The organism is Lacticaseibacillus daqingensis (assembly GCF_003946115.1).
GTDB classification, from domain to species: domain Bacteria; phylum Bacillota; class Bacilli; order Lactobacillales; family Lactobacillaceae; genus Lacticaseibacillus; species Lacticaseibacillus daqingensis.
In genome coordinates this window covers 84,703-104,619 of record NZ_RHOH01000002.1, presented here as the reverse complement: position 1 = coordinate 104,619, position 19,917 = coordinate 84,703, and the positions used below count along the sequence as shown (strand labels likewise).

At 60.5% G+C, this 19,917-nt stretch carries 19 protein-coding genes; 3 read left to right on the top strand and 16 right to left on the bottom strand.

Features of this window, described 5'->3' with window-relative positions; translation table 11 throughout:
• Position 1: 1 nt before the first annotated feature.
• The 13 genes from purN to EKM88_RS02585 form a co-directional block, all read right to left on the bottom strand.
• Positions 2–568 (bottom strand): phosphoribosylglycinamide formyltransferase, encoded by a 567-nt coding sequence (gene purN, locus EKM88_RS02645; protein ID WP_125702833.1) that lies wholly within the window; start codon positions 566–568, stop codon positions 2–4.
• Positions 565–1,572 carry a phosphoribosylformylglycinamidine cyclo-ligase gene (gene purM, locus EKM88_RS02640; RefSeq protein ID WP_125702831.1) on the bottom strand — a complete coding sequence of 336 codons (1,008 nt, stop codon included), beginning with the start codon at positions 1,570–1,572 and terminating at the stop codon, positions 565–567. The genes purN and purM overlap by 4 nt, the downstream gene beginning before the upstream one ends.
• Positions 1,569–3,023: an amidophosphoribosyltransferase gene (purF, locus tag EKM88_RS02635; protein WP_125702829.1), complete on the bottom strand. Its 1,455-nt coding sequence runs from the start codon at positions 3,021–3,023 to the stop codon at positions 1,569–1,571. The genes purM and purF overlap by 4 nt, the downstream gene beginning before the upstream one ends.
• Positions 3,008–5,215, bottom strand: coding sequence for a phosphoribosylformylglycinamidine synthase subunit PurL (purL, locus tag EKM88_RS02630; protein ID WP_125702826.1), 2,208 nt, complete (start codon positions 5,213–5,215; stop codon positions 3,008–3,010). Before purL ends, purF begins: the two co-directional genes overlap by 16 nt.
• Positions 5,202–5,888 carry a phosphoribosylformylglycinamidine synthase subunit PurQ gene (gene purQ / locus EKM88_RS02625; protein WP_125702824.1) on the bottom strand — a complete coding sequence of 229 codons (687 nt, stop codon included), beginning with the start codon at positions 5,886–5,888 and terminating at the stop codon, positions 5,202–5,204. The genes purL and purQ overlap by 14 nt, the downstream gene beginning before the upstream one ends.
• Entirely contained in the window at positions 5,885–6,139 is a 255-nt protein-coding gene (purS, locus tag EKM88_RS02620; RefSeq protein ID WP_125702822.1) for a phosphoribosylformylglycinamidine synthase subunit PurS, read from the bottom strand. Before purS ends, purQ begins: the two co-directional genes overlap by 4 nt.
• Positions 6,132–6,851 carry a phosphoribosylaminoimidazolesuccinocarboxamide synthase gene (locus EKM88_RS02615; protein WP_125702820.1) on the bottom strand — a complete coding sequence of 240 codons (720 nt, stop codon included), beginning with the start codon at positions 6,849–6,851 and terminating at the stop codon, positions 6,132–6,134. Before EKM88_RS02615 ends, purS begins: the two co-directional genes overlap by 8 nt.
• Complete coding sequence (purK, locus tag EKM88_RS02610) at positions 6,838–7,968, bottom strand: 5-(carboxyamino)imidazole ribonucleotide synthase (RefSeq protein ID WP_263853026.1); 1,131 nt, start codon at positions 7,966–7,968, stop codon at positions 6,838–6,840. The genes EKM88_RS02615 and purK overlap by 14 nt, the downstream gene beginning before the upstream one ends.
• The gene (gene purE, locus EKM88_RS02605) at positions 7,961–8,455 is read right to left on the bottom strand and encodes a 5-(carboxyamino)imidazole ribonucleotide mutase (RefSeq protein WP_263853025.1); all 495 of its coding nucleotides are present in this window, start codon (positions 8,453–8,455) and stop codon (positions 7,961–7,963) included. The genes purK and purE overlap by 8 nt, the downstream gene beginning before the upstream one ends.
• 145 nt (positions 8,456–8,600) lie before the next feature.
• Positions 8,601–9,461, bottom strand: coding sequence for an ROK family protein (locus tag EKM88_RS02600; protein WP_125702816.1), 861 nt, complete (start codon positions 9,459–9,461; stop codon positions 8,601–8,603).
• A gap of 128 nt (positions 9,462–9,589) precedes the next feature.
• Positions 9,590–11,311, bottom strand: a complete 1,722-nt coding sequence (gene ptsP / locus EKM88_RS02595; RefSeq protein ID WP_125702814.1) for a phosphoenolpyruvate--protein phosphotransferase — start codon at positions 11,309–11,311, stop codon at positions 9,590–9,592.
• The gene (locus tag EKM88_RS02590) at positions 11,311–11,577 is read right to left on the bottom strand and encodes a phosphocarrier protein HPr (RefSeq protein WP_054723064.1); all 267 of its coding nucleotides are present in this window, start codon (positions 11,575–11,577) and stop codon (positions 11,311–11,313) included. Before EKM88_RS02590 ends, ptsP begins: the two co-directional genes overlap by 1 nt.
• A 104-nt stretch (positions 11,578–11,681) precedes the next feature.
• Entirely contained in the window at positions 11,682–11,879 is a 198-nt protein-coding gene (locus tag EKM88_RS02585; RefSeq protein WP_125702812.1) for a hypothetical protein, read from the bottom strand.
• Between the two features lie 294 nt (positions 11,880–12,173).
• Between EKM88_RS02585 and EKM88_RS02580 the strand changes: the two genes are divergently transcribed.
• From EKM88_RS02580 to EKM88_RS02570, 3 genes are all read left to right on the top strand, one after another.
• Positions 12,174–14,372, top strand: coding sequence for an ATP-dependent Clp protease ATP-binding subunit (locus EKM88_RS02580; RefSeq protein WP_318530863.1), 2,199 nt, complete (start codon positions 12,174–12,176; stop codon positions 14,370–14,372).
• Positions 14,373–14,510: 138 nt separating this feature from the next.
• The gene (locus EKM88_RS02575; protein WP_125702808.1) at positions 14,511–14,795 is read left to right on the top strand and encodes a DUF1827 family protein; all 285 of its coding nucleotides are present in this window, start codon (positions 14,511–14,513) and stop codon (positions 14,793–14,795) included.
• 230 nt (positions 14,796–15,025) lie between these two features.
• The gene (locus tag EKM88_RS02570; RefSeq protein ID WP_125702806.1) at positions 15,026–15,901 is read left to right on the top strand and encodes a MucBP domain-containing protein; all 876 of its coding nucleotides are present in this window, start codon (positions 15,026–15,028) and stop codon (positions 15,899–15,901) included.
• 84 nt (positions 15,902–15,985) lie between these two features.
• Here EKM88_RS02570 and EKM88_RS02565 read toward each other — a convergent pair whose 3' ends face one another.
• The 3 genes from EKM88_RS02565 to EKM88_RS02555 all read right to left on the bottom strand — a co-directional run bounded on the left by EKM88_RS02565 (position 15,986) and on the right by EKM88_RS02555 (position 19,861).
• Positions 15,986–16,825 carry an enhanced serine sensitivity protein SseB C-terminal domain-containing protein gene (locus EKM88_RS02565; protein ID WP_125702804.1) on the bottom strand — a complete coding sequence of 280 codons (840 nt, stop codon included), beginning with the start codon at positions 16,823–16,825 and terminating at the stop codon, positions 15,986–15,988.
• A 19-nt stretch (positions 16,826–16,844) separates the two neighbouring features.
• Positions 16,845–18,422 (bottom strand): peptide chain release factor 3, encoded by a 1,578-nt coding sequence (locus EKM88_RS02560; RefSeq protein ID WP_125702802.1) that lies wholly within the window; start codon positions 18,420–18,422, stop codon positions 16,845–16,847.
• A 104-nt stretch (positions 18,423–18,526) separates the two neighbouring features.
• Entirely contained in the window at positions 18,527–19,861 is a 1,335-nt protein-coding gene (locus EKM88_RS02555; RefSeq protein WP_125702800.1) for a hemolysin family protein, read from the bottom strand.
• Between the last annotated feature and the right edge of the window lie 56 nt (positions 19,862–19,917).

Here is a 19,917-nt window from a genome sequence, read left to right as displayed (position 1 = left end):
ATCAAATCGCTCCTTCTTCAATGAGATTGTCTATCGTCTGAGGTAACAATTGGTGCTCCACTTGGTGGATCTTGGTTTCTAAGGCGTCAACCGTCATGCCGGCGGTAATCGCCACCGGCGCCTGGGCCAAAATGCGCCCGGAGTCAACGCCCGCATCGACCACGTGGACGGTGACGCCTGTCACCTTCACCCCGTAGTCGTAGGCGTCTTGAATACCAGCCCGGCCCGGAAAACTGGGCAGCAAGGCCGGATGCAGATTGATGATGCGGTCCGGGTACGCGGCCAGCAGGGTCTTGCCGATGATGCGCATGTAGCCGGCCAACACGATCAGGTCGGTCGCCGGTAGCATGGCGACCAGCGCGGCCTCGGCCGCCTGCTTGGTCGGGTAGCCCTTGTAATTGATGGTGATGGTGGGAATCCCTGCCGCCGCGGCCTTAGCGAGCACCGGGGCATCTGCGTGGTCGCAGACTAAGGCAACAATGGCCACCCGGGCACTCGCCTGATAATGCGCCACCAGCGCGGCAAAATTGCTGCCGGTGCCCGAGGCAAACACGATTAGTCGCTTCATGCTTCCCTCCAGACCAAGGCGGCCTGTTCGCGTGGCACCAGCTGGCCGATGCGCACAGCGCTCGGCAGCTTGGCCAACACGCCATCCGCGCTGGCCGCCGGGACAGCCAGCACCATGCCGATGCCCAAGTTAAAGGTGCGGCGCATCTCGGCCAGTGAGAGGTCCCCCGCTTGCTGGAGCCGCTGGAACAGCTCCGGCCAGGTCCAGCTGGCTGGGTCGATCACGGCTGCTAAGTCCTCCGGCAGCATCCGTGGCACATTGTCGGTGAAGCCGCCGCCGGTGATGTGCGCCATGCCGTGAATCAGACCGCTTTGCACCAGCGGCAGCATGTCTTTGACGTAGATCTTGGTGGGGGCCAGGAGCGCCGTGGTGATCTCGGTGCCATCGGTCAGTGGCAAGTTACCGAGGTTGGTTTCTGCCAGCAGCTCGCGCACCAGCGAGAAGCCGTTGCTGTGCACGCCGCTGGACGGCAACCCGATCAGCACATCGCCGGCCGCCATGTCGCGCGGCAGCATGCGGGTCTCATCCGCGACCCCGACCGCAAACCCGGCAAGGTCGTAGTGGTGCTGCGGGTACATGCCTGGCATCTCCGCGGTTTCGCCGCCGATCAGCGCCATCCCGGCTTGGCTGCAACCGTACGCGATGCCGCGCACAATGGTTTCGATGCGACTCGGCACCACCACATCCGTCGCCAGGTAGTCGAGGAAAAACAGCGGCTGGGCGCCGTTGGCCAGCAGATCATTGGCGACCATGGCGACCAAATCGATGCCGATGGTGTCGTGCTGATCGCACTGCAGGGCCAACAGCAGCTTGGTCCCCACGCCATCCGTGGCGCTGACCAGCACCGGGTTGGCGACGGCGGGCATCCGGTAGGCGGCCGCAAAGCCGCCGATGTTGGCCAGTACGGCCGCGTTTTGGGTGGCCTGCGCCAGCGGGGCGATGCGGGACACGCTTTCGTTACCCGCCGCGATGTTCACCCCAGCGTGTTCGTAATCGATGGTCATGCGGAAACCTCCTTGACGTTGATGCTCAGGTGCGACAATTCGCGCTGGAGGTTCGACGTGTAGTCGTCCAGCTCAGTCGGGTAAACGCCGGTGAAGTACGCGACACACAGGCCCCGGTTCGGCGCCGTGGTGTTGAGCGCCACACTGTCTTCCAGCCCTTGAACCGACAGGAACCCGAGGGAGTCGACGCCCAGCTTAGCCTTCATCTCGGCAATGCTGTAATTGGCGGCAAATAGTTCCTTCGTGGTCTGAATGTCGATCCCGTAAAAGCACGGGAACCGCAGCGGCGGGCTGGCAATGCGCAGGTGCACTTCCTTGGCGCCGGCATCCTTGAGCAGCTGCACCAGCTGAATGGCGGTCGTGCCACGCACGATCGAATCATCCACCAGCACCACCCGCTTACCGGCCACCACCGCGCGCACGGCGCTGAGTTTCATGCGCACACTTTTTTCGCGCAGGGCCTGCGTCGGCTGAATGAAGGTGCGGGCCACATACTGGCTCTTCACTAAGCCGAGCTCGTACGGCAAGCCGCTTGCGCGGGCGTAGCCGATGGCCGCAGACAGCGAGGAGTTGGGTACGCCGACCACGATGTCGCCGTTTGCGGGCTGCTCCTTAGCCAACTTTTCGCCCATTTTCACCCGGGCCTGGTACACGTTGACGCCGTGGATCTCGGAGTCGGGGCGGGCGAAGTAAACGAACTCCATTGAACACACGGCCAGCTGCGTGCGGGTCGTGTAGGCCTCCACCGTCATGCCGTCATCCGTGATGGTGACCAGCTGCCCCGGTTGAACGTCGCGCAGGTAAGTCGCGCCGACCGCGTTCAGGGCGGCCGTTTCGCTGCAGACGATCAGGCCACCGTCCGGCCGTTGTCCCACCACCAGCGGCCGAAACCCGTTCGGGTCCACCGCCGCGTACAGCGCCGTTTCTGTCAGCAATTCAAAGGCAAAACCGCCGTGGACCTGGTTCAGCGCATCCTTGAGCTGCGCCTTGAACGTCGGCTGGGGGCTGCGACGCAACAGGTGCATCAGCACCTCGGTGTCCGAGGTGGACTGGAAAATCGCGCCTTCGGCCTCCAGCTGCGCGCGCAACGTGATGGCGTTGGTCAGGTTGCCGTTGTGGGCCAACGCGATGGCCTCATCGGTGAACCGAAACAGCAACGGTTGGATGTTTTCGAGGATGCGCCCGCCGGCTGTGGCGTAGCGCACGTGACCCAAGGCAGCGGTGCCGCGCAGCTGGGTCAGCGACTCCGGCTGCGCGAACACCTCAGACACCAGGCCAAACCCGTAGTGCCGCCGCAGCCCGGCCGCGGTTTTGCCCACGATCCCCGCACCTTCCTGGCCGCGGTGCTGGAGCGTGTGGAGCCCAAGGTGCGTCACTTCAGCCGCGTGCGGGTCCCCCCAGACGCCGAAAACGCCGCATTCCTCATTCAAACTCTTTACTTCAGCTGGCATGACAGCCCCTCCATGTTGATCTGCTTGAGTGCCGCCACCGGCGCCTCAATGGTCTGATCCGTCGCGGTGACCTTCAGCGTACCGGCCTCCGTGGTGCCGATGTGCGTTGCCGCGGCGCCGGCCATAGCCTCAAAGGCCGCCTGATGCGCCGCTGGGACCGTCAAGATAAAGCGGCCCTGCGTCTCGCTGAACAGCTGTGCGGCCGGCAGGTCAACCGTCGCCTTAAGCCCGATGCCGCGGCCAAAACTCATTTCGGCCAGCGCCACCAGCAGACCGCCATCCGCCACATCATGCGCCGCGCTCACCAGGTGCGCGCGAATCGCCTGCAGCACCAGGTCCTGCTTGGCCTTTTCGGCGGCCAGGTCCAGCGGCATGAGCGTTCCAGCCACACCACCAGTCAGCACCTGCTGAAGCAGGGAGCCGTTGAAATCGGCCCCGGTTGCGCCGATGACGTACACGCCCTCGCCGACCTGCTTGAAGTCCTGCGTCGTGATGGTGGTCAAGTCCTCGATCAGCCCCACCATCCCGATCATCGGGGTCGGGTAAATCGCGACGCCGTTGGTTTCGTTATACAGCGAGACGTTCCCGGAGATGACCGGCGTGTTGAACACCTTGGTGGCCGCCGTGATGCCCTTGGCGGATTCGGCCAGCTCGTAGAAGATCTCCGGCTTGGTCGGGTCACCGTAGTTCAGGCAGTCGGTGATGCCCAGCGGCTCAGCGCCGGACACGACGAGGTTGCGTGTTGCCTCAGCCACGGTGATAGCGCCGCCCACCTCGGGGTCGAGGTACAGGTAGCGGCCGTTAGAATCCGTCGTCATCGCCAGCGCTCGGTGCGTGCCGCGCACCCGGACCACGCCGGCATCGCTGCCCGGCGTGACGCAGGTGTTGGTTTGCACCTGCGCGTCGTAGCGCTGATACAAGAACGCCTTGTCGGCCACATTGGGGTCGGCCAGCAGCTGCTTCAGCGTTGCTAAGGCGTCTGGCACGGCGGGCACAAAGTCCGCGGCCGGGTGCGCCAGGCGGGCAGGTTGCTGGCTGGCCTGGTGGTAAACCGGGGCGTCGGACGTCAGCGCCGACACCGGCACATCGCAGACCACTTCCCCGTGGTGCAGCAGGCGGTAGCGGTGCCCGGCTTCAACGTGCCCGCACACCACGGCGTCCAAGTCGTACTCCTTGAACAGCGCGATGATCTGGTCCTCACTGCCGGCGCGCACACAGAGCATCATGCGCTCCTGCGACTCGCTCAGCATGATCTCAAACGGGGTCATGTGCGGCTCGCGTTGCGGGATCAGGTCGAGGTCCAGCACCATGCCGGAGTCAGACTTGTCCGCCATTTCAACCGTGGAGGACACCAGCCCGGCGGCCCCCATGTCCTGCATCCCCACCAGCGCCGCCTGATGCCGGTCGGTCACTTCCAGGCAGGCGTCCATCAGCAGCTTTTCCATGAACGGATCGCCGACCTGCACGGCCGAACGGTCGGCCGCGGCCTCATCGGAGAATTCGGCGGAGGCGAAGCTGGCCCCGTTGATACCATCACGGCCGGTTTTGGCACCGACGTAGATCAGCGCGTTGCCCACGCCGGCCGCCTTGCCTTTTTGGATCTTGGCCTTGTCCATCACGCCGACGCACATCGCGTTGACCAACGGGTTCTTCGCGTAGGAGTCGGCGAAGCGGATCTCGCCACCGACCGTGGGGATCCCGATCGCGTTGCCGTAGCCGCCGATGCCGGCAACGACCTGATCGATCAGCTGCTTGGTGCGTGGGTCAGTCGGTGAACCGAAGGCCAGCGAGTCAAGCACGGCGATCGGCTTGGCCCCGATGGAGAAAATGTCGCGGATGATGCCGCCTACCCCGGTCGCGGCCCCTTCGTAGGGCTCCACGGCGCTGGGGTGGTTGTGGCTTTCCGCCTTGAACACGACGGCCTTGCCCTCACCGATGTCGATGACCCCGGCGCCTTCGCCCGGGCCCATCAGCACGCGGTCGTTTTTGGTCCAAAAGCCCTTTAGCACCGGCTTGCTGAACTTGTACGCGCAGTGCTCGCTCCACATCCCACTGGCCAGCCCGATTTCGGTGTAGTTCGGCAGGCGGCCCAGCAGTTCGGCATAGCGATCGTACTCGGCTTCCGTCAGGCCCCAGTCGAGGTAGGGCTTTTTAACGCGGATCGTTTCTGGACTCATCTCAGTTTGCAGCAACGGTCGTCGCTCCTTTCGTCGCGTGGATCAGGGACTGGAACACCCCAAGGCCATCGGTGCCTCCGAGCAGCGCCTCCACGGCCCGCTCCGGGTGCGGCATCATGCCAAGCACGTTACCGCGCGCGTTGGTCACCCCGGCAATATCGTTCAGGCTGCCGTTGGGGTTGTGCGCGTAGCGGAACACCACCTGCCCGTTGGCCTCAAGCGCTGCTAGCGTGGCCGGGTCGGCGTAGTAGTTACCTTCCCCGTGCGCGATCGGTAGTGTGATAGTCTGATCGGCGCGGTAGGCCGTGGAAAAGGCGGTTTGGTTGTTGGCCACCACCAGCGGCTCCGGCTCGCAGATGAACTGCAGGCTCTGGTTCCACTGCAAGGCACCGGGCAACAGCCCCGCCTCGGTCAGAATTTGGAACCCGTTGCAAATGCCGATCACGTAGCCGCCGGCATCAGCGAAGGCCTTCAGCGCGGTCATCACCGGGGCAAACTTCGCGATGGCGCCGCTGCGCAGGTAATCCCCGTAGGAGAACCCGCCCGGCACCAGCACGAGGTCAAACCCGCTCAGGTCCGTGTGGTTGGCCGCCACCATCTCGGCCTCTTCGCCGCAGATATCACGGATGGCCCACAGCAGGTCGGCGTCGCAGTTCGACCCCGGGAAGCTCAGCACTGCGGCCTTCATGCGGTCACCGCCGCCACATCATAGCGGTAGCTTTCCATGTTGACGTTGGCCAGCATTTCATCGCAGATCCGATCGACCTGTTGCTCGGCCGCTTCCTTGGAGTCGGCGCTCAGCGTCAGCTCGAAGTATTTGCCGACCAGCACTGAAGCGACGTTGGTCTGGCCCAGCCGGCCCAGCGTCTTCTTGATCACTTCGGCTTTGGGGTCCAGCACGCTCGGCTTGTAGTTGACATAGATCGTGGCTTTAAACATGTTGTGCTCCTTTCAGGCGGTCGAGAACGGTTTGATAAACGGGCTGCAGCGGGCCTTGGTCTTTGCGGAAAACGTCCTTGTCCAGCGACCGGCCGCTTACCTCGTCCACTAAGCGGAAGTTGTCTGGTGACAGCTCATCAGCTAAGACCAGGGTGCCATCAGCCAGGCGGCCGAACTCCAGCTTGAAGTCCACCAGGTCGATCCCGATCTGGGCAAACCGGGCCTTCAGGTAGCCGTTCACTGCGTCGCTCATGGCGTGAATGGCCACCAGCGTCGCCTTATCCGCATAGCCCAGTGCGACGATCTGTTCGTCGTTGATGAACGGATCGTCCAAGGCGTCCGACTTGTAGTAAAACTCGTGGACGGCTGGCACCAACGGCTGCAGGTGCGCCGCGTGGAACTTGCGCTCAAAGCTCCCAGAGGCGAAGTTGCGCACAACGGCCTCCAGTGGGATCATCGCGCATTTCTTGACCAGCATCGTGGTGTCGTCCAGCGTCTTGAGGTAGTGCGTGGCAAACCCGTTGGCGTTCAGCTCCTCAAACAGGAGACTCGAGATCTGCCGGTTCAGTGCGCCCTTGCCCGGGATCTGAACCTTTTTCTTCCCGTTCAGTGCCGTTGCCTGGTCCATGTATTCGACCCACAAAACGTCAGGGTCGTCCGTTGCGTACATTGTTTTTGCCTTACCGGTGTACAGCAGTTCAGTCTTTGTCATGGTGATCCCCTTCCAGTGTCACTGAAGTCAACAGTTCCTCAAGCTTGGGGCCGCACACGGTGAGGTGCCCCATCTTCCGGCCCGGCCGCGCCGCCGCCTTACCGTAGTCGTGCAGGTGCCATTCTGGGTGTGCGGGCCAGGCCGCCCGCGCCGCCGCCAGATCATCCCCCAGCAGGTTGCGCATCACCGCCGGTTGCACGAGTTCGATCGGGGCAATGGGTAGCCCACAGATACTCAGGATGTGTGCCGCAAACTGGGAAAAATTGCACGCCTCGATCGAGTAGTGCCCCGAGTTGTGCGGTCGCGGTGCCAACTCATTGACCACAACGCCACTGGTCGTCTGAAACAGCTCGATGCCCAACACCCCACGCAAGTCGAGCGCGGTGGCGATCGTGGTGGCTAAGCCCGCGATCTGCCGCCGCAAGCCCAGCGACAAGTCCGGGGCCGGGGCAATGGTGGTGTGCAAAATGTGATTGGCATGCCGGTTTTCCACGATCGGGAACGTGCGCACGTCATCATTCCCATCGCGCGTCACCATCAGGGACAGCTCCCGCTGAAACGGCAAGCGCTCCTCAAGAATACACGGTGTCTGAGCGGCCAGTGCCTGTGCCTTGGCCACATCGGCCGCGGTGTTGAGATCGACCTGGCCGTGGCCATCGTAACCGCCGGTCGCGGTTTTGAGGATGCTCGGCACCCCGATCTGGTGAATCGCAGGCACCACGGCCGCGGCGTCTGGAACGGCAGCAAAAGCCGCGGTCGGAATACCATTGTCACGCAGGAACGTTTTTTCGCTGAGCCGATCGCGCGTGATGGCCAAAAGTTGCGTCCCTTGCGGCAGGGCCGCTTGTTGCTTCGCGGCTTCAAGCGCGTTCAGGTCAACGTTCTCGAATTCGTAGGTCAACACATCCGCCCGTGCGGCAAGTTCGTTGAGCGCCGTGACATCCGCGTAGTCTGCTTGCAACTGAAAATCTGCCACCTGCCCGGCCGGGGCGTTGGGCGTCGGATCCAGCACGCCCACCGTGTATCCCATGGCCTTGGCCGCCAGTGCAAGCATGCGGCCGAGCTGACCGCCACCGACGATGCCGATCGTGGCCGGTGGCACGATTGCCTTAGTCATCAAGTTGCGCCTCACTTTCGATTGCCTGCTGCGTCTGGGCCGCCCGAAAGGCCGTGAGCGCCTCAGCGACAGCGGCGTGGGTCAGGCCCAACACGCTCGCCGCAAACAGCGCCGCATTCTTAGCGCCTGCCTCGCCGATCGCCATCGTCGCCACTGGCACGCCAGCCGGCATCTGCACGATCGACAGCAGCGAGTCGACTCCGTTTAATGTTCGGGTTTTGATTGGCACTCCGATGACGGGCACCGTGGTGTTGGCGGCCAACATGCCGGGCAGGTGGGCAGCGCCCCCCGCGCCTGCAATGATGAGATCGATCCCATTCGCCCGGGCTTCTTGAGCAAAAGAGGTCAGGGTCGCCGGCATCCGGTGCGCCGAGATGACGTGCTTTTGGTACGGAATATTGAGTTGGGAAAGCAGTGTTGCGGTTGTTTTCATTGTCGGCCAATCCGAGACCGACCCCATGACGATCGCCACTTGCACAGGTGTCACCCACTTTCTTAAGTTGCTTGTAGTTTAGCACGGACACGACTGGGATTCAACCGAGATTAGGAACTATTAATGATAAAAGTAATTATATCGTTCGTGTTTAACGAGGGCAAAAAAATCCCCTATCGTTCGGATAGGGGCAAACCAATCAATGCGTCTGTTTAAAGTTAGCCACCGCGCCCATCAGGTTGGCCGCTTCCAGGTACTGACAGCACAGTACCTGGGGCCTGATGGCGGCGATCGCCACTGTTGCCAACACCTGGTCTAAGTGGTGGTTAATCCCCGGAATCAACGCCGGGTTCCGGGAGATGGCCCCACCGATGAGGAACAGCTCGGGGTCATAACTGTACTGCAGGTTAAAGATGGCTTCGGCCAACGCCTGATAGAAGTCTTCCGTCAAGCGGACCGCCAGCGCATCCCCGGCCCCCGCCAGGTCAAAGACCTCCTTGCCGCTGACCGTACGGCCGCTTGCCGCGTTGTATTTGGCTGCCACAGCGACCGCAGTGGCTTGATGGCTCAAGGTGTCCCCGTTTTGGAGCATGTACCCAAACTCACCGCCGGATAAGTGGGCCCCATGCGCGACGTGCCCATCCGCAATGATCGCCCCGCCAACGCCCGTGCCCAGCACCAGCACCGCCACGCGTTGCCGGCCAGCCGCAGCGCCGGAGTCGACCTCTGCCAGCGCCGCGCAATTGGCATCGTTTTCGATGGCCACCGGCAGGCCGAAGCGGTGCTCAAGCTCCGGCACGATCTCGAAGTTGTGAATGTACGGCAGCGCACTCGCCCCCTCGATCACGCCGGTCGCCTGATTCACCGCCCCGGGCGAGGAAATGGCCACCCCGACGAGGTCCCCGGCCCGGTTCAAACGGGTCACGGCCGCACTTAACACCGCATAGAACTCAGCTAATGTGGCCGGTGTGTCCGACGCAAAGCGCTCACTGAGCATCGTCCCGTCAGCCCGCGCAAACTTGATGGTGGTGCCCCCAATATCAATCACTGCAAGTGCCATTTTGTTTTCCTCACTCTCAACTGGTTTCGCCATTAAAGGCGCTAAGTTCAGTGTAGGCAAGCATGTAACCGGTGTCAATGACTGCACTAAAAAACCGCTGACGGTCGGTCAGCGGTTCTCAAATGTGCTTACTTCGTTGCTTCCTCGACGAGCTTCTTGTTGTCATCGTTCGAAATGGATTCGTTGAGTGCCTTATCGGCCAACTTCGCCATATCTTCCGTGGACAAGCGCTTCATCAGGCTGCGGATCTTCAGCACGCTGGTGGCGGACATGGAGTATTCGTCCAGGCCCATGCCGAGCAGGATCGGCACCATGATCGGGTCCCCTGCGGCTTCCCCACACATGCCGGCCCACTTGCCTTCCTTGTGCGCCGCATCGATCACGTTCTTGATCAGGCGCAGAATGGATGGGTTGTAAGGCTGGTAAAGGTAGGACACGTGCTCGTTCCCGCGGTCAGCGGCCATGGTGTATTGGATCAGGTCGTTGGTGCCGATGGAGAAGAAGTCCACGTGCTTGGCAAACTGGTCAGCTAAAACGGCTGCGGCTGGGATCTCGATCATCATCCCGAGTTGGATGGTGTCAGAAACCTTGACGCCGGCGTCAACCAGCTTGGCCTTTTCTTCCAGGAAGACCGCCTTGGCGGCTTCAAATTCCTGAATCGTTGCGATCATTGGGAACATGATGCGCAGTTCACCGAACGCGGACGCGCGGAGCAAGGCCCGCAACTGGGTGCGGAAGATGTCCTGCTTGTCCAACGAGATCCGGATCGCCCGGTAACCCAGGAATGGGTTCTGTTCTTCAGGTAACGGCAGGTACGGGAGGTGCTTATCCCCACCGATATCCATCGTCCGAACAACCACCGGCTTCGGGTTCATCGTTTCGAGCACCTTCTTGTAGGCGTCGAACTGATCGTCTTCCGTCGGCAGTTCAGCAGAATCCATGTACAAGAACTCGGTCCGGTACAGGCCGATCGCTTCGGCACCGTTCGCCAAAACGCCATCGAGGTCCTTCGGGGTCCCGATGTTGGCGGCAACATCGAAGTGCTTACCGTCAGCCGTCACGGACTTCGCGGACTTGAGCAGGGCCCATTCCGCCTTCTGGTCAGCGTAAGCCTTGGCTTCCTTAGCGGAGGCTTCAACTTGTTCCGGCGTTGGGTCGATGGTGACGTCACCGGTCAGCCCGTCAACGGTCAGCATCTGGTCTGCGACAACGCTCGCGGTGATATCCTGGGTCCCAACAACCGCTGGGATCTCCAAGGAACGCGCCATGATCGCACTGTGCGCGGTCCGGCCACCGATGTCGGTGACGAAGGCCTTCACGTACTTCTTGTTCAACTGTGCGGTGTCAGATGGCGTCAAGTCGTGCGCCACGACGATCACTTCAGAGTCGATCAAGGCAGGGTTTGGCAAAGCACGGCCCAGCAGGTGCGCCAAAACGCGCGTGGACACGTCGCGGATATCCGCGGCGCGTTCTTGCATGTATGGGTTGTCGGTCATCGCCTCGAAGGTGGCGATGAACATATCGGAAACCGACTTGAGTGCGGCTTCAGCATTGACCGAGTCGTCCTTGATGTTGCTTTCAACGGCACCGGTGAATTCTGGATCAGACAGAATCATCATGTGCGCATCAAAAACCTGCGCCTCTTCTTCGCCGAGGGATTCGGCCGCTTTGGCGCGAATGATCTTCAGCTCGTTGTTACTCTGGTCGAGTGCTTGGTGCAACCGATCGATTTCTTTTTCTGGATCTTCAATAGTAGACTGAGAAAATGACAAATCGGGTTGCACTAACATGTAGGCTTTCGCAGTTGCGATGCCGTCACTAGCGGCGATCCCTTTGAGTTGCTTTGTCATTAGTCAGACAGACCTTCCTTTTTCATCGTGTCTTCGATTGCAGCGATGGCTTCGGCTTCGTCAGCGCCTTCAGCGGAAATCGTCACATCGGCACCCTGGCCAACACCAAGGCTCATAACGCCCATGATGGACTTCAAGTTAACGCTCTTGCCCTTGTATTCCAAGTTGATGTCAGAGTTGAACTTGCTTGCGGCCTGAACCAAAAGGGTTGCTGGGCGGGCGTGGATCCCTGTTTCTGCAATAACATTAAATTCGCGTTTTTCCATGAGTAATCTGCTCCTTCGCATATTAAGTCTTTTGCCGAATAGAATGGACGATTCTATTTCTTGTAAACCTTACCATTATTCCGTTTTCGCGGCAAGTCAAAACCTTACTTTATCTCATCTGCCACCGATTGGTAATGGTAGATGATCTTCCCGTCGCGCTTGGCCTCACCGACAATCGTCTCGCGCCCCGCGTAATTGGTCCAAACTGCGCGAAATGCGGTGAATGTCTCAGGCGTGATCTCAATTGTCGCCAGCTTCCCGGCGCGCAAGTCATCCATCATCTGTTGGTAGTCCGGTGTCATTCGCCTGCCCCCTTCTGGCCGTCACGCCGTTAAGCACCCGAGTTGACGGCTTTTCCCTCACACGATTATGCTAGCATTAAGCCGATGAAACCGCAAACATTCCCACCGACTGGTTCACTGCTGCCTTACTAAGATACCGGCTTTCGTGGCGAGGTGCAAGCAAATTAGCACTCGGCAAGCGAGAGTGCTTGATTTTTCATCCGGGTGTTGTATACTATTGGCAAGGTCAAAAAAGGTCAGAACCCTTTTACCCATCACCCGCGGCGTGCCGTGGGGAAGAAAGGTTGTGAAATCGTGCTATGTGAGAACTGTCATCAAAACCCTGCGACCATCCACCTGTACACCAGCGTGAATGGTCAACGCCAAGAGATCAACCTATGCCAGAGCTGCTACCAACAGCTCAAGGCTCAAGCAGGAGGTTCTATGAATCCAACGAACGCAACAAACGACCCCTTTGGCTTCAACAGCTTGGATGATATCTTCCGGGCCATGAGCCAAGGGAACCAGCCCGAACAAGGGCAACCACAAGATCAAACCCCGCCGACCCAAGGCGGCCGCACCGGCGGCAATCGTCGCGGCGGCCAGAACCAAGGCGTGCTCGCCCAATTCGGTGTGAATCTGACCGACAAAGCCAAGAACGGTGAAATCGATCCGGTCATCGGCCGCGACCAAGAAATCGCGCGGGTCATCGAGATCCTCAACCGGCGCACGAAGAACAACCCGGTTCTGATCGGGGAAGCCGGGGTCGGGAAAACCGCGGTGGTCGAAGGACTCGCCCTGAAAATCGCCAACGGTGACGTACCGGCCAAGCTTCAGGACCGCCAAGTTATCCAGCTCGATGTCGTGTCGCTGGTCCAAGGCACCGGGATCCGCGGCCAATTCGAACAGCGGATGCAGCAGTTGCTGGACGAGTTGAAGAAGAACCCGAATGTCATTTTGTTCATCGATGAAATCCACGAAATTGTCGGCGCTGGGAACGCGGAAGGCGGCATGGATGCCGGCAACGTGCTCAAGCCTGCGCTGGCGCGCGGTGAAATGCAACTGGTCGGCGCCACCACCAATAACGAGTACCGCCAGATCGAAAAAGACAGCGCCCTCGCCCGCCGTTTGCAGCCCGTCACCGTTGACGAGCCAAGCGTGGCCGAGACTGTCAAGATTTTGCAAGGGATTCAGCCGCGCTACGAGGACTTCCACCACGTGACCTATACGCCGGAAGCCATCACCGCCGCCGTGACCCTGTCCAACCGTTACATCCAGGATCGCTTCCTGCCAGACAAGGCGATCGATCTGCTGGACGAGGCGGGCTCGCGCAAGAACCTGACCATCACCGTAGCCGACCCGAAAACGCTGCAAACCAAGGTCGACGACGCCGAGAAACAGAAGCAGGCCGCGCTGAAGCAGGAAGACTATGAGAAGGCCGCCTTCTACCGCGACCAGGTCACGAAGCTTCAGAATATGCAGGAGAAGCAAAAGCTCGATGCCAAGGACGACACGCCCACGGTGACCGAAAAGGACATGGAACAGATCGTCGAGCAAAAGACCAACATTCCGGTCGGCGAGCTCAAGCAGCAGGAGCAAGCGCAGCTGAAGAACCTTGCGGCCGACCTTGAAGCCCATGTCATCGGGCAGGACCGGGCCGTGGACAAGGTGGCGCGGGCGATCCGCCGCAACCGCATCGGCTTCAACAAGACGGGCCGGCCAATCGGGAGCTTCCTGTTCGTCGGGCCCACGGGGGTCGGCAAAACCGAGCTGGCCAAGCAACTCGCCAAGGAACTGTTCGGCGCAACGGAGGCCATGATCCGCTTTGATATGTCGGAGTACATGGAAAAGTTCAGCGTCTCCAAGCTCATCGGGTCACCGCCAGGCTATGTCGGGTATGAAGAGGCCGGCCAGCTGACCGAGCAAGTGCGGCGCAATCCGTACAGCTTGATCTTGCTGGACGAAATTGAAAAGGCCCACCCGGATGTGATGAACATGTTCCTGCAGATCCTCGATGACGGCCGTCTGACGGACAGTCAGGGCCGCACCGTCTCCTTCAAGGACACCATCATCATCATGACCAGTAACGCCGGGTCCACCGATGCCGAAGCCAACGTCGGGTTCGGCGCGTCCCTGTCAGGTACGACCAAGAGCGTGCTGGCACAGCTGGGCAACTACTTCAAGCCAGAGTTCCTGAACCGTTTCGATGATATCATCGAGTTCCAGCCGCTGGACAAGGCCGCGCTGCTGAAGATCGTCTCCCTGATGATCGACCAGACCAACGCCAACATCCACGACCAAGGGCTGACGATCCACGTCACCGACCCCGTGAAGGAAAAACTCGTCACGCTTGGATTCGATCCGGCCATGGGCGCCCGCCCGCTACGCCGGGTCATCCAGGAACAGATCGAAGACCGCGTGGCCGATTTTTACCTCGACCACCCGACCGCCAAAGCGTTGGAAGCGCGCATCGCCAACGGTGACATCGCGATTTCTGAAGCTGAAGCGAAGTAAGCCAATCGCCCGCATGCCGAAACATGCGGGCGGTTTTGCGTCAATCTGCCGAAATCTGTGTGAATCAGTGGAAAGTTTTTATTTTTGGCCCAAAGTCCCTTATAATAGAAAGTAGATCAGAAGAACGGGGGCATGAATATGCGATTAATAGACATCACGAACAGCTACCCGCACCTCGTGGCGCAGCAGCTCGCCCACACCGACACGACATACATTAAACTCTACTCACTCGGCAATGTGACCGTTGTCTACACCAAGGCACCGGGGCACGATGAGTTGCTGTTCACCAGTGAGACGCGCAACATCAAGGACGCAGAAATTGCGTTTGCGCTCAAGAAACTCTGCGATGTTGACTTCAATCACGTTGACGTGATTCGCGGTGACAAGATCGCGGAAGTCACGCTGAACACCGCCACCCACTAATCGTTCAGTCCTGCAAGAAAAACGCCGGCAGCGCCGGTGTTTTTTCGCATTTGGAGAAGCTTATGGGATTTATCCACACACTTAAGACTTGGCTGGGCCGCCGCCGTAGCCACCGGCAACCGCCCTCGGTCACACCGCCAACCCAACAAGCCCCAGTATTGCCGCAAGCGAGCCGGCCAACCCCTGTGGCACAACCGCCGGCAACCGGGGCGGCCGCAAGCTAGGTACACGTGACTGTTGTTTATTACGCACAGGATCAGACCCGCGACCTGAAGCCACCGCTGCAGCTCACCGGCCACCCCGGGGCCGCACTGACGCTGGTGCCGCCGATCATCGAAGGGCACGAGCTGGTGGCGGTCGTGGGCTACCTCAGCACCTTCCCCGCCACCAACCAAACGGTCATCTGCCGCTACCAGCCGCGTGTCGCAGCGCCGGTTCTCGTTTACCACCGCGACACGCATGGGCGGTTGCTTGCGCCGCCAGCGCTATTGGTCGGGAAGCTCCACGCGCACTTCACCCCGGCCCCCTTGCCTGCGTTGATCGAACAGCTGACCGCGACGCCAGCGCTTGGGCAGTTCACCGAGCTGAGCCAGCGCATCACGTTCACCTACACCGTTGACCCGTTGACTCACGGCAAACCACCAACTGCCGCCTACATCGAGCTACTCACCACCAAGGCCGCCTTTGCCCAGCCCAACTTGACAACACCGCTGACAACCGCGCTGCCCGCCCATACGATTTGGCGCGTGTTTGACTTGGCCCGCACGCCAGACGGCACCGTTTGGCTCAACATCGGCGGGAGTCAATGGCTGACGGCGCAGGACACCCGGCCGCAAGCCCACGGCCCGTTCCAGCTTCCGGCCGCCCCCCTGCGGCTACCGGCGGCCAACATCGCGTACACCATGCAAGCCACGCGGTACTCCGCCACCGTGGCGGGTGGCGCAGCCGGCGTGACCCAGTGGCAGGCGCCATACGAGGCGCCGCTGGATGAACGGCTCGAAACCGGCACCCAGGTGTTCGTCACCCACACCGCAACGACGCGCACCGGCAGCACATGGGCACGTCTAGCCAATGGCCACTACGTGCTTGTACAGTACCTCAACTAAGCTTTCAGCCCCCTTGGTGGGGCTTTTTTTGGCGCTAAGCGCAAAAAAACACGCCCAATCAGCGTTGGGCGTGCGTTGCTGGCACTAAGCTTCGTAGGTCGTCGTGATGTCTTCGACCAGCGCTTTGGAATCGTCATCCAGTGGGGCAATGCTCAACCCCAAGGCTGGGTTGTCCTTCAGCTGGGCCTCCCCAACCTGGCTCAGCCGGTCGGCAAGGCGCTGTTTGGTGGCATCGTCGGCGTCTGGGGCATCAACGACCAAGATCAGGTGTTCCTGACCATCGTAGTGCATCAGGCGCAACCAGGCACGTCGGATCACGAGGTGGTCGGCCAGCTCATGTTCAAGCGCGGCCCACAAACCTTCGGGGAGGTTCTCGGGATCGGACACCGCGATCTGCACCTCGTTTTGCTCAGCGTGGCGCGCATCGGCCTGCTGCGCGAGGTCCGCAAGCACATCACGCTGCAGGTTGATGTTGTCAGAGAACGGGTTGACCACGATGCCGGCCACGTCGTCGTTGTCGGCGATCAGGTGCGCCATGTCCAAGAAGCCCACCGGCAGCGCGTGGGCGCGCGCCACATTGGCACTCAGGCCGCCTTCGTTCCAGTTATCGTACAGCTCGTTGACCGCCAACCAGTCGGTGAACAGCGGCTGGACGTGCAGGTCATCGGTGGTGGTCAGCAGCGGGAACTGCAAGTCATCATTGTCCGCCTGCGCGACATCGACGCCATCGTCCGCCAACACCACCATCAAAAGCGTGGAGTGTTCGATCAGCTCCTCCAAAAAGGCGCTCATCGCCTCTTGGCTTTGGTCGAGTGAGAAGGTGCGCCACTTGGCCAACAGGTCATCGTTAGTGATGGCGTGAACCGCCGCCTGATCAGCGGCCGGTGTTTGCTTAGCAGGTTCTTTTGCCCCAAATAATCCCATGTTTTGACTCCCTTTCTGATTATAGCTTCGCGGTCAGGCGCACTTCCGGGTACTTATCGGCAAACCACCGGAGGGCGTACTGGTTTTCAAACAGGAACAACGGCTCGTCGTGCACGTCCTTGACGAGCAGGTTGCGCGAGCTCGACATCCGCTCATCCAGTTGCTCCGGGTCGATCCAGCGCGCCACCCGGCTGCCGATCGGCGTCATCACGACTTCCGAGTTGTACTCGTTTTGCATCCGGAACTTGAAGACCTCGAACTGCAACTGACCGACTGCCCCGAGGATGTAGTCGCTGGTGGCATAGGTGCGGTACAACTGCACCGCCCCTTCCTGCACCAGCTGCTGCATCCCCTTGTGGAAGGACTTTTGCTTCATCACGTTCTTGGCTGTCACGCGCATGAATAGCTCCGGCGTGAACTGCGGGAGCGCCTCGTATTCGACCGGTTGCTTGCCGGCATAGATGGTGTCGCCGATCTGGAAGTTCCCGGTGTCATACAGCCCGACAATGTCACCAGCCACGGCGTTTTCGACCGTTTCACGTGAATCAGACATGAACTCCGTCGCGTTGTTCAGCCGCAGTGGCTTGCCCGTGCGCTGCAGGGTCACGTCCATGCCACGCTCGAATTCACCGGCCCCGATCCGGATGAAGGCGATGCGGTCGCGGTGGTTTGGGTTCATGTTGGCCTGGATCTTGAAGACAAAACCGGAAAAAGCCGGGTCAGTGGGCGCCAGCTCGCGACCGTCCTGCAGGGTGTGGAACCCGGGTTCCGGGGCCAGGTCAACGAAGTGGTTGAGGAAGGTCTCGACGCCAAAGTTCGTCAGCGCGGAGCCGAAGAACACCGGGGTCTGGTCGCCGGCCATCACCTTTTTGAGGTCAAACTGGTTACCCGCGTCATCCAAGAGCTCGATGTCATCCAACGTGTCGCGGTAGATGGACTCGTTGACCAGTGGCTCGGTGGGCGCCAGGTGCCCATTGTCATCCAGCGGCAGGTAGCGCTCGCCGGCCTCATTTTCCCGGTACAGCTCGATGCGACTGTCGACCCGGTCGTACAGCCCGACAAGTCCCTTTCCCATTCCGATGGGCCAGTTCATCGCGTAGCCTTCGATGCCCAACAGCTCCTCCAGCTCCGCGATCAGGTCCAGCGGCTCGCGGCCATCGCGGTCCAGCTTGTTCATGAAGGTGAAGATCGGAATGCCGCGCTTTTTGACGACCTTGAACAGCTTCTTGGTCTGCGCCTCGATCCCCTTCGCGGAGTCAATGACCATGACCGCGGCATCAACCGCCATCAGCGTCCGGTACGTGTCTTCGGAGAAGTCCTCATGCCCCGGCGTGTCCAAAATATTGATGCGCTTGCCCTGATAGCCAAACTGCATGACCGAACTCGTGACCGAGATGCCGCGCTGCTTTTCGATGGCCATCCAGTCGGACTTGGCAAAATGCCCCGACTTCTTGGCCTTCACGGTCCCCGCCTCGCGGATCACGCCCCCGAACAGCAGCAGCTGCTCGGTGATCGTCGTTTTCCCAGCGTCAGGGTGAGAGATAATCGCGAATGTGCGCCGCTTGGCCACCGCGTCCTTCAATTCTTGTGGTTTCATCTAATGTTCCTTTCGTGTTGCCGTGCCTGTGGTTGTGCCACAAAAAATCCCCGCGACTGCGAGGACTGTCCAAGCTTAATTATAATGAACCGTGTCTCATGTGGCTAGTCTCCGGACGAATTTGTTGACGCGGGGGCATTCGGCAGGTGCAGGTGGACGTTCACCAGGCGTGCCCCCTCGACCTTCCCGGTGGTCAGGGTCATGCCGTTCTCAAACGTCAGCGTCTGCTGCTTGTGGTTGGTCGGGATCGCGCCCAGCCGCGTGATCATGAACCCGGCGATCGTGTCGACGTCTGGCTCATCCAGGCTGGTACCAAACTCGGCGTTGAACTCGTGCAACGGCATGCCCCCGGCCACCAGGTAGTCGTCCTGATCCAGCTTGGTCACCCGCACGGTGGCGGAGTCGGATTCGTCATCGATATCCCCGACGATCTCCTCGATCAGGTCTTCGATCGTCACCAACCCGACGACCCCGCCGTACTCATCGAGCAGGATGCCCATCTGCTGCTGGCGGATGCGCATCTCGGTCAGCAGGTCATCCACCGAAATGGTTTCCGGCACGAACAGCGGATCGGTCATGATGGCCTCCAGTCGCACCTGGTTGAAGCCCACCTGTCGCGCCTCGCGCAGCAGGTTTTTGATGTGCACCACACCGATGACGTTATCTTTGTCCCCTTGGTAAACCGGAATGCGGGAGTAGATGTTGCCCAGAATCGCGTCAATGGCGGTGGCATCCGGCTCATTGGCGTCGATCATGAACGCGTCGATCCGCGGGACCATTACCTCGCGGGCCATTTTGTTATTCAGGCTGATAATGCCTTCCATCATCTCGTACTCATCGGGTTCGATGGCGCCGCTTTGCTTGCCGCTTTCGATCATCGACACCATTTCGTCGCGGGTGACCTGGTTGGCGGTGTCCGAAAACTCCACTGGCGTCAGCTTGAGCAGCAGGTTCGTGGAAGCCGAAAGCAACCAGACGAACGGGCGCATCGCGACACTCAGCCAGGAAATCGGCGTCACCGCGGCCTTGGCCACTTTTTCCGTCATCGCAAGCGCCAGCTGCTTAGGGTACAGCTCACCAAACACCAGCGAGAAGTACGACAACACAATGGTCACGAGCACCACCGCCAGCTCCTGCGCCCCTTGAAAATTCCCCAGCACCGGCGCGAGCCGGCTGGCGATCGCCGTGGCGGCAGACGCCGAGGACAGGAACCCAGCAAAGGTGATTCCGACCTGGATCGTCGCGAGGAAGTTGGTCGAGTTTTGCATGATCTGTACCAGCTTGGCCGCCTTCTTGTCGCCGGCCTTGGCCTGGCCTTCCATCTTGCTGCGGCTCAACGACACCACCGCAATTTCCGCGGCGGCAAAAAACGCATTCAGCAAGGTCAACACAAGGATCAAGCCAATCTGGCCCCATATCGAGCCGGAATCGCCACCCATAAACAACACGCACCTTTCGGGTTCAAGTTACTCACAGTATAACAAGGGCACCCCAG

Excerpts from the sequence above, each read along its gene's own strand:
- purS (WP_125702822.1), bottom strand. The coding sequence starts at position 6,139 with ATGTTTAAAGCCACGATCTATGTCAACTACAAGCCGAGCGTGCTGGAC.
- purN (WP_125702833.1), bottom strand. The coding sequence starts at position 568 with ATGAAGCGACTAATCGTGTTTGCCTCGGGCACCGGCAGCAATTTTGCC.
- purQ (WP_125702824.1), bottom strand. The coding sequence starts at position 5,888 with ATGAAGGCCGCAGTGCTGAGCTTCCCGGGGTCGAACTGCGACGCCGAC.
- EKM88_RS02575 (WP_125702808.1), top strand. The coding sequence starts at position 14,511 with ATGCGATTAATAGACATCACGAACAGCTACCCGCACCTCGTGGCGCAG.
- EKM88_RS02590 (WP_054723064.1), bottom strand. The coding sequence starts at position 11,577 with ATGGAAAAACGCGAATTTAATGTTATTGCAGAAACAGGGATCCACGCC.
- purK (WP_263853026.1), bottom strand. The coding sequence starts at position 7,968 with ATGACTAAGGCAATCGTGCCACCGGCCACGATCGGCATCGTCGGTGGC.
- EKM88_RS02585 (WP_125702812.1), bottom strand. The coding sequence starts at position 11,879 with ATGACACCGGACTACCAACAGATGATGGATGACTTGCGCGCCGGGAAG.
- purF (WP_125702829.1), bottom strand. The coding sequence starts at position 3,023 with ATGCCAGCTGAAGTAAAGAGTTTGAATGAGGAATGCGGCGTTTTCGGC.
- EKM88_RS02600 (WP_125702816.1), bottom strand. The coding sequence starts at position 9,461 with ATGGCACTTGCAGTGATTGATATTGGGGGCACCACCATCAAGTTTGCG.
- EKM88_RS02565 (WP_125702804.1), bottom strand. The coding sequence starts at position 16,825 with ATGGGATTATTTGGGGCAAAAGAACCTGCTAAGCAAACACCGGCCGCT.
- EKM88_RS02555 (WP_125702800.1), bottom strand. The coding sequence starts at position 19,861 with ATGGGTGGCGATTCCGGCTCGATATGGGGCCAGATTGGCTTGATCCTT.
- EKM88_RS02615 (WP_125702820.1), bottom strand. The coding sequence starts at position 6,851 with ATGACAAAGACTGAACTGCTGTACACCGGTAAGGCAAAAACAATGTAC.
- ptsP (WP_125702814.1), bottom strand. The coding sequence starts at position 11,311 with ATGACAAAGCAACTCAAAGGGATCGCCGCTAGTGACGGCATCGCAACT.
- EKM88_RS02560 (WP_125702802.1), bottom strand. The coding sequence starts at position 18,422 with ATGAAACCACAAGAATTGAAGGACGCGGTGGCCAAGCGGCGCACATTC.
- purM (WP_125702831.1), bottom strand. The coding sequence starts at position 1,572 with ATGACCATCGATTACGAACACGCTGGGGTGAACATCGCGGCGGGTAAC.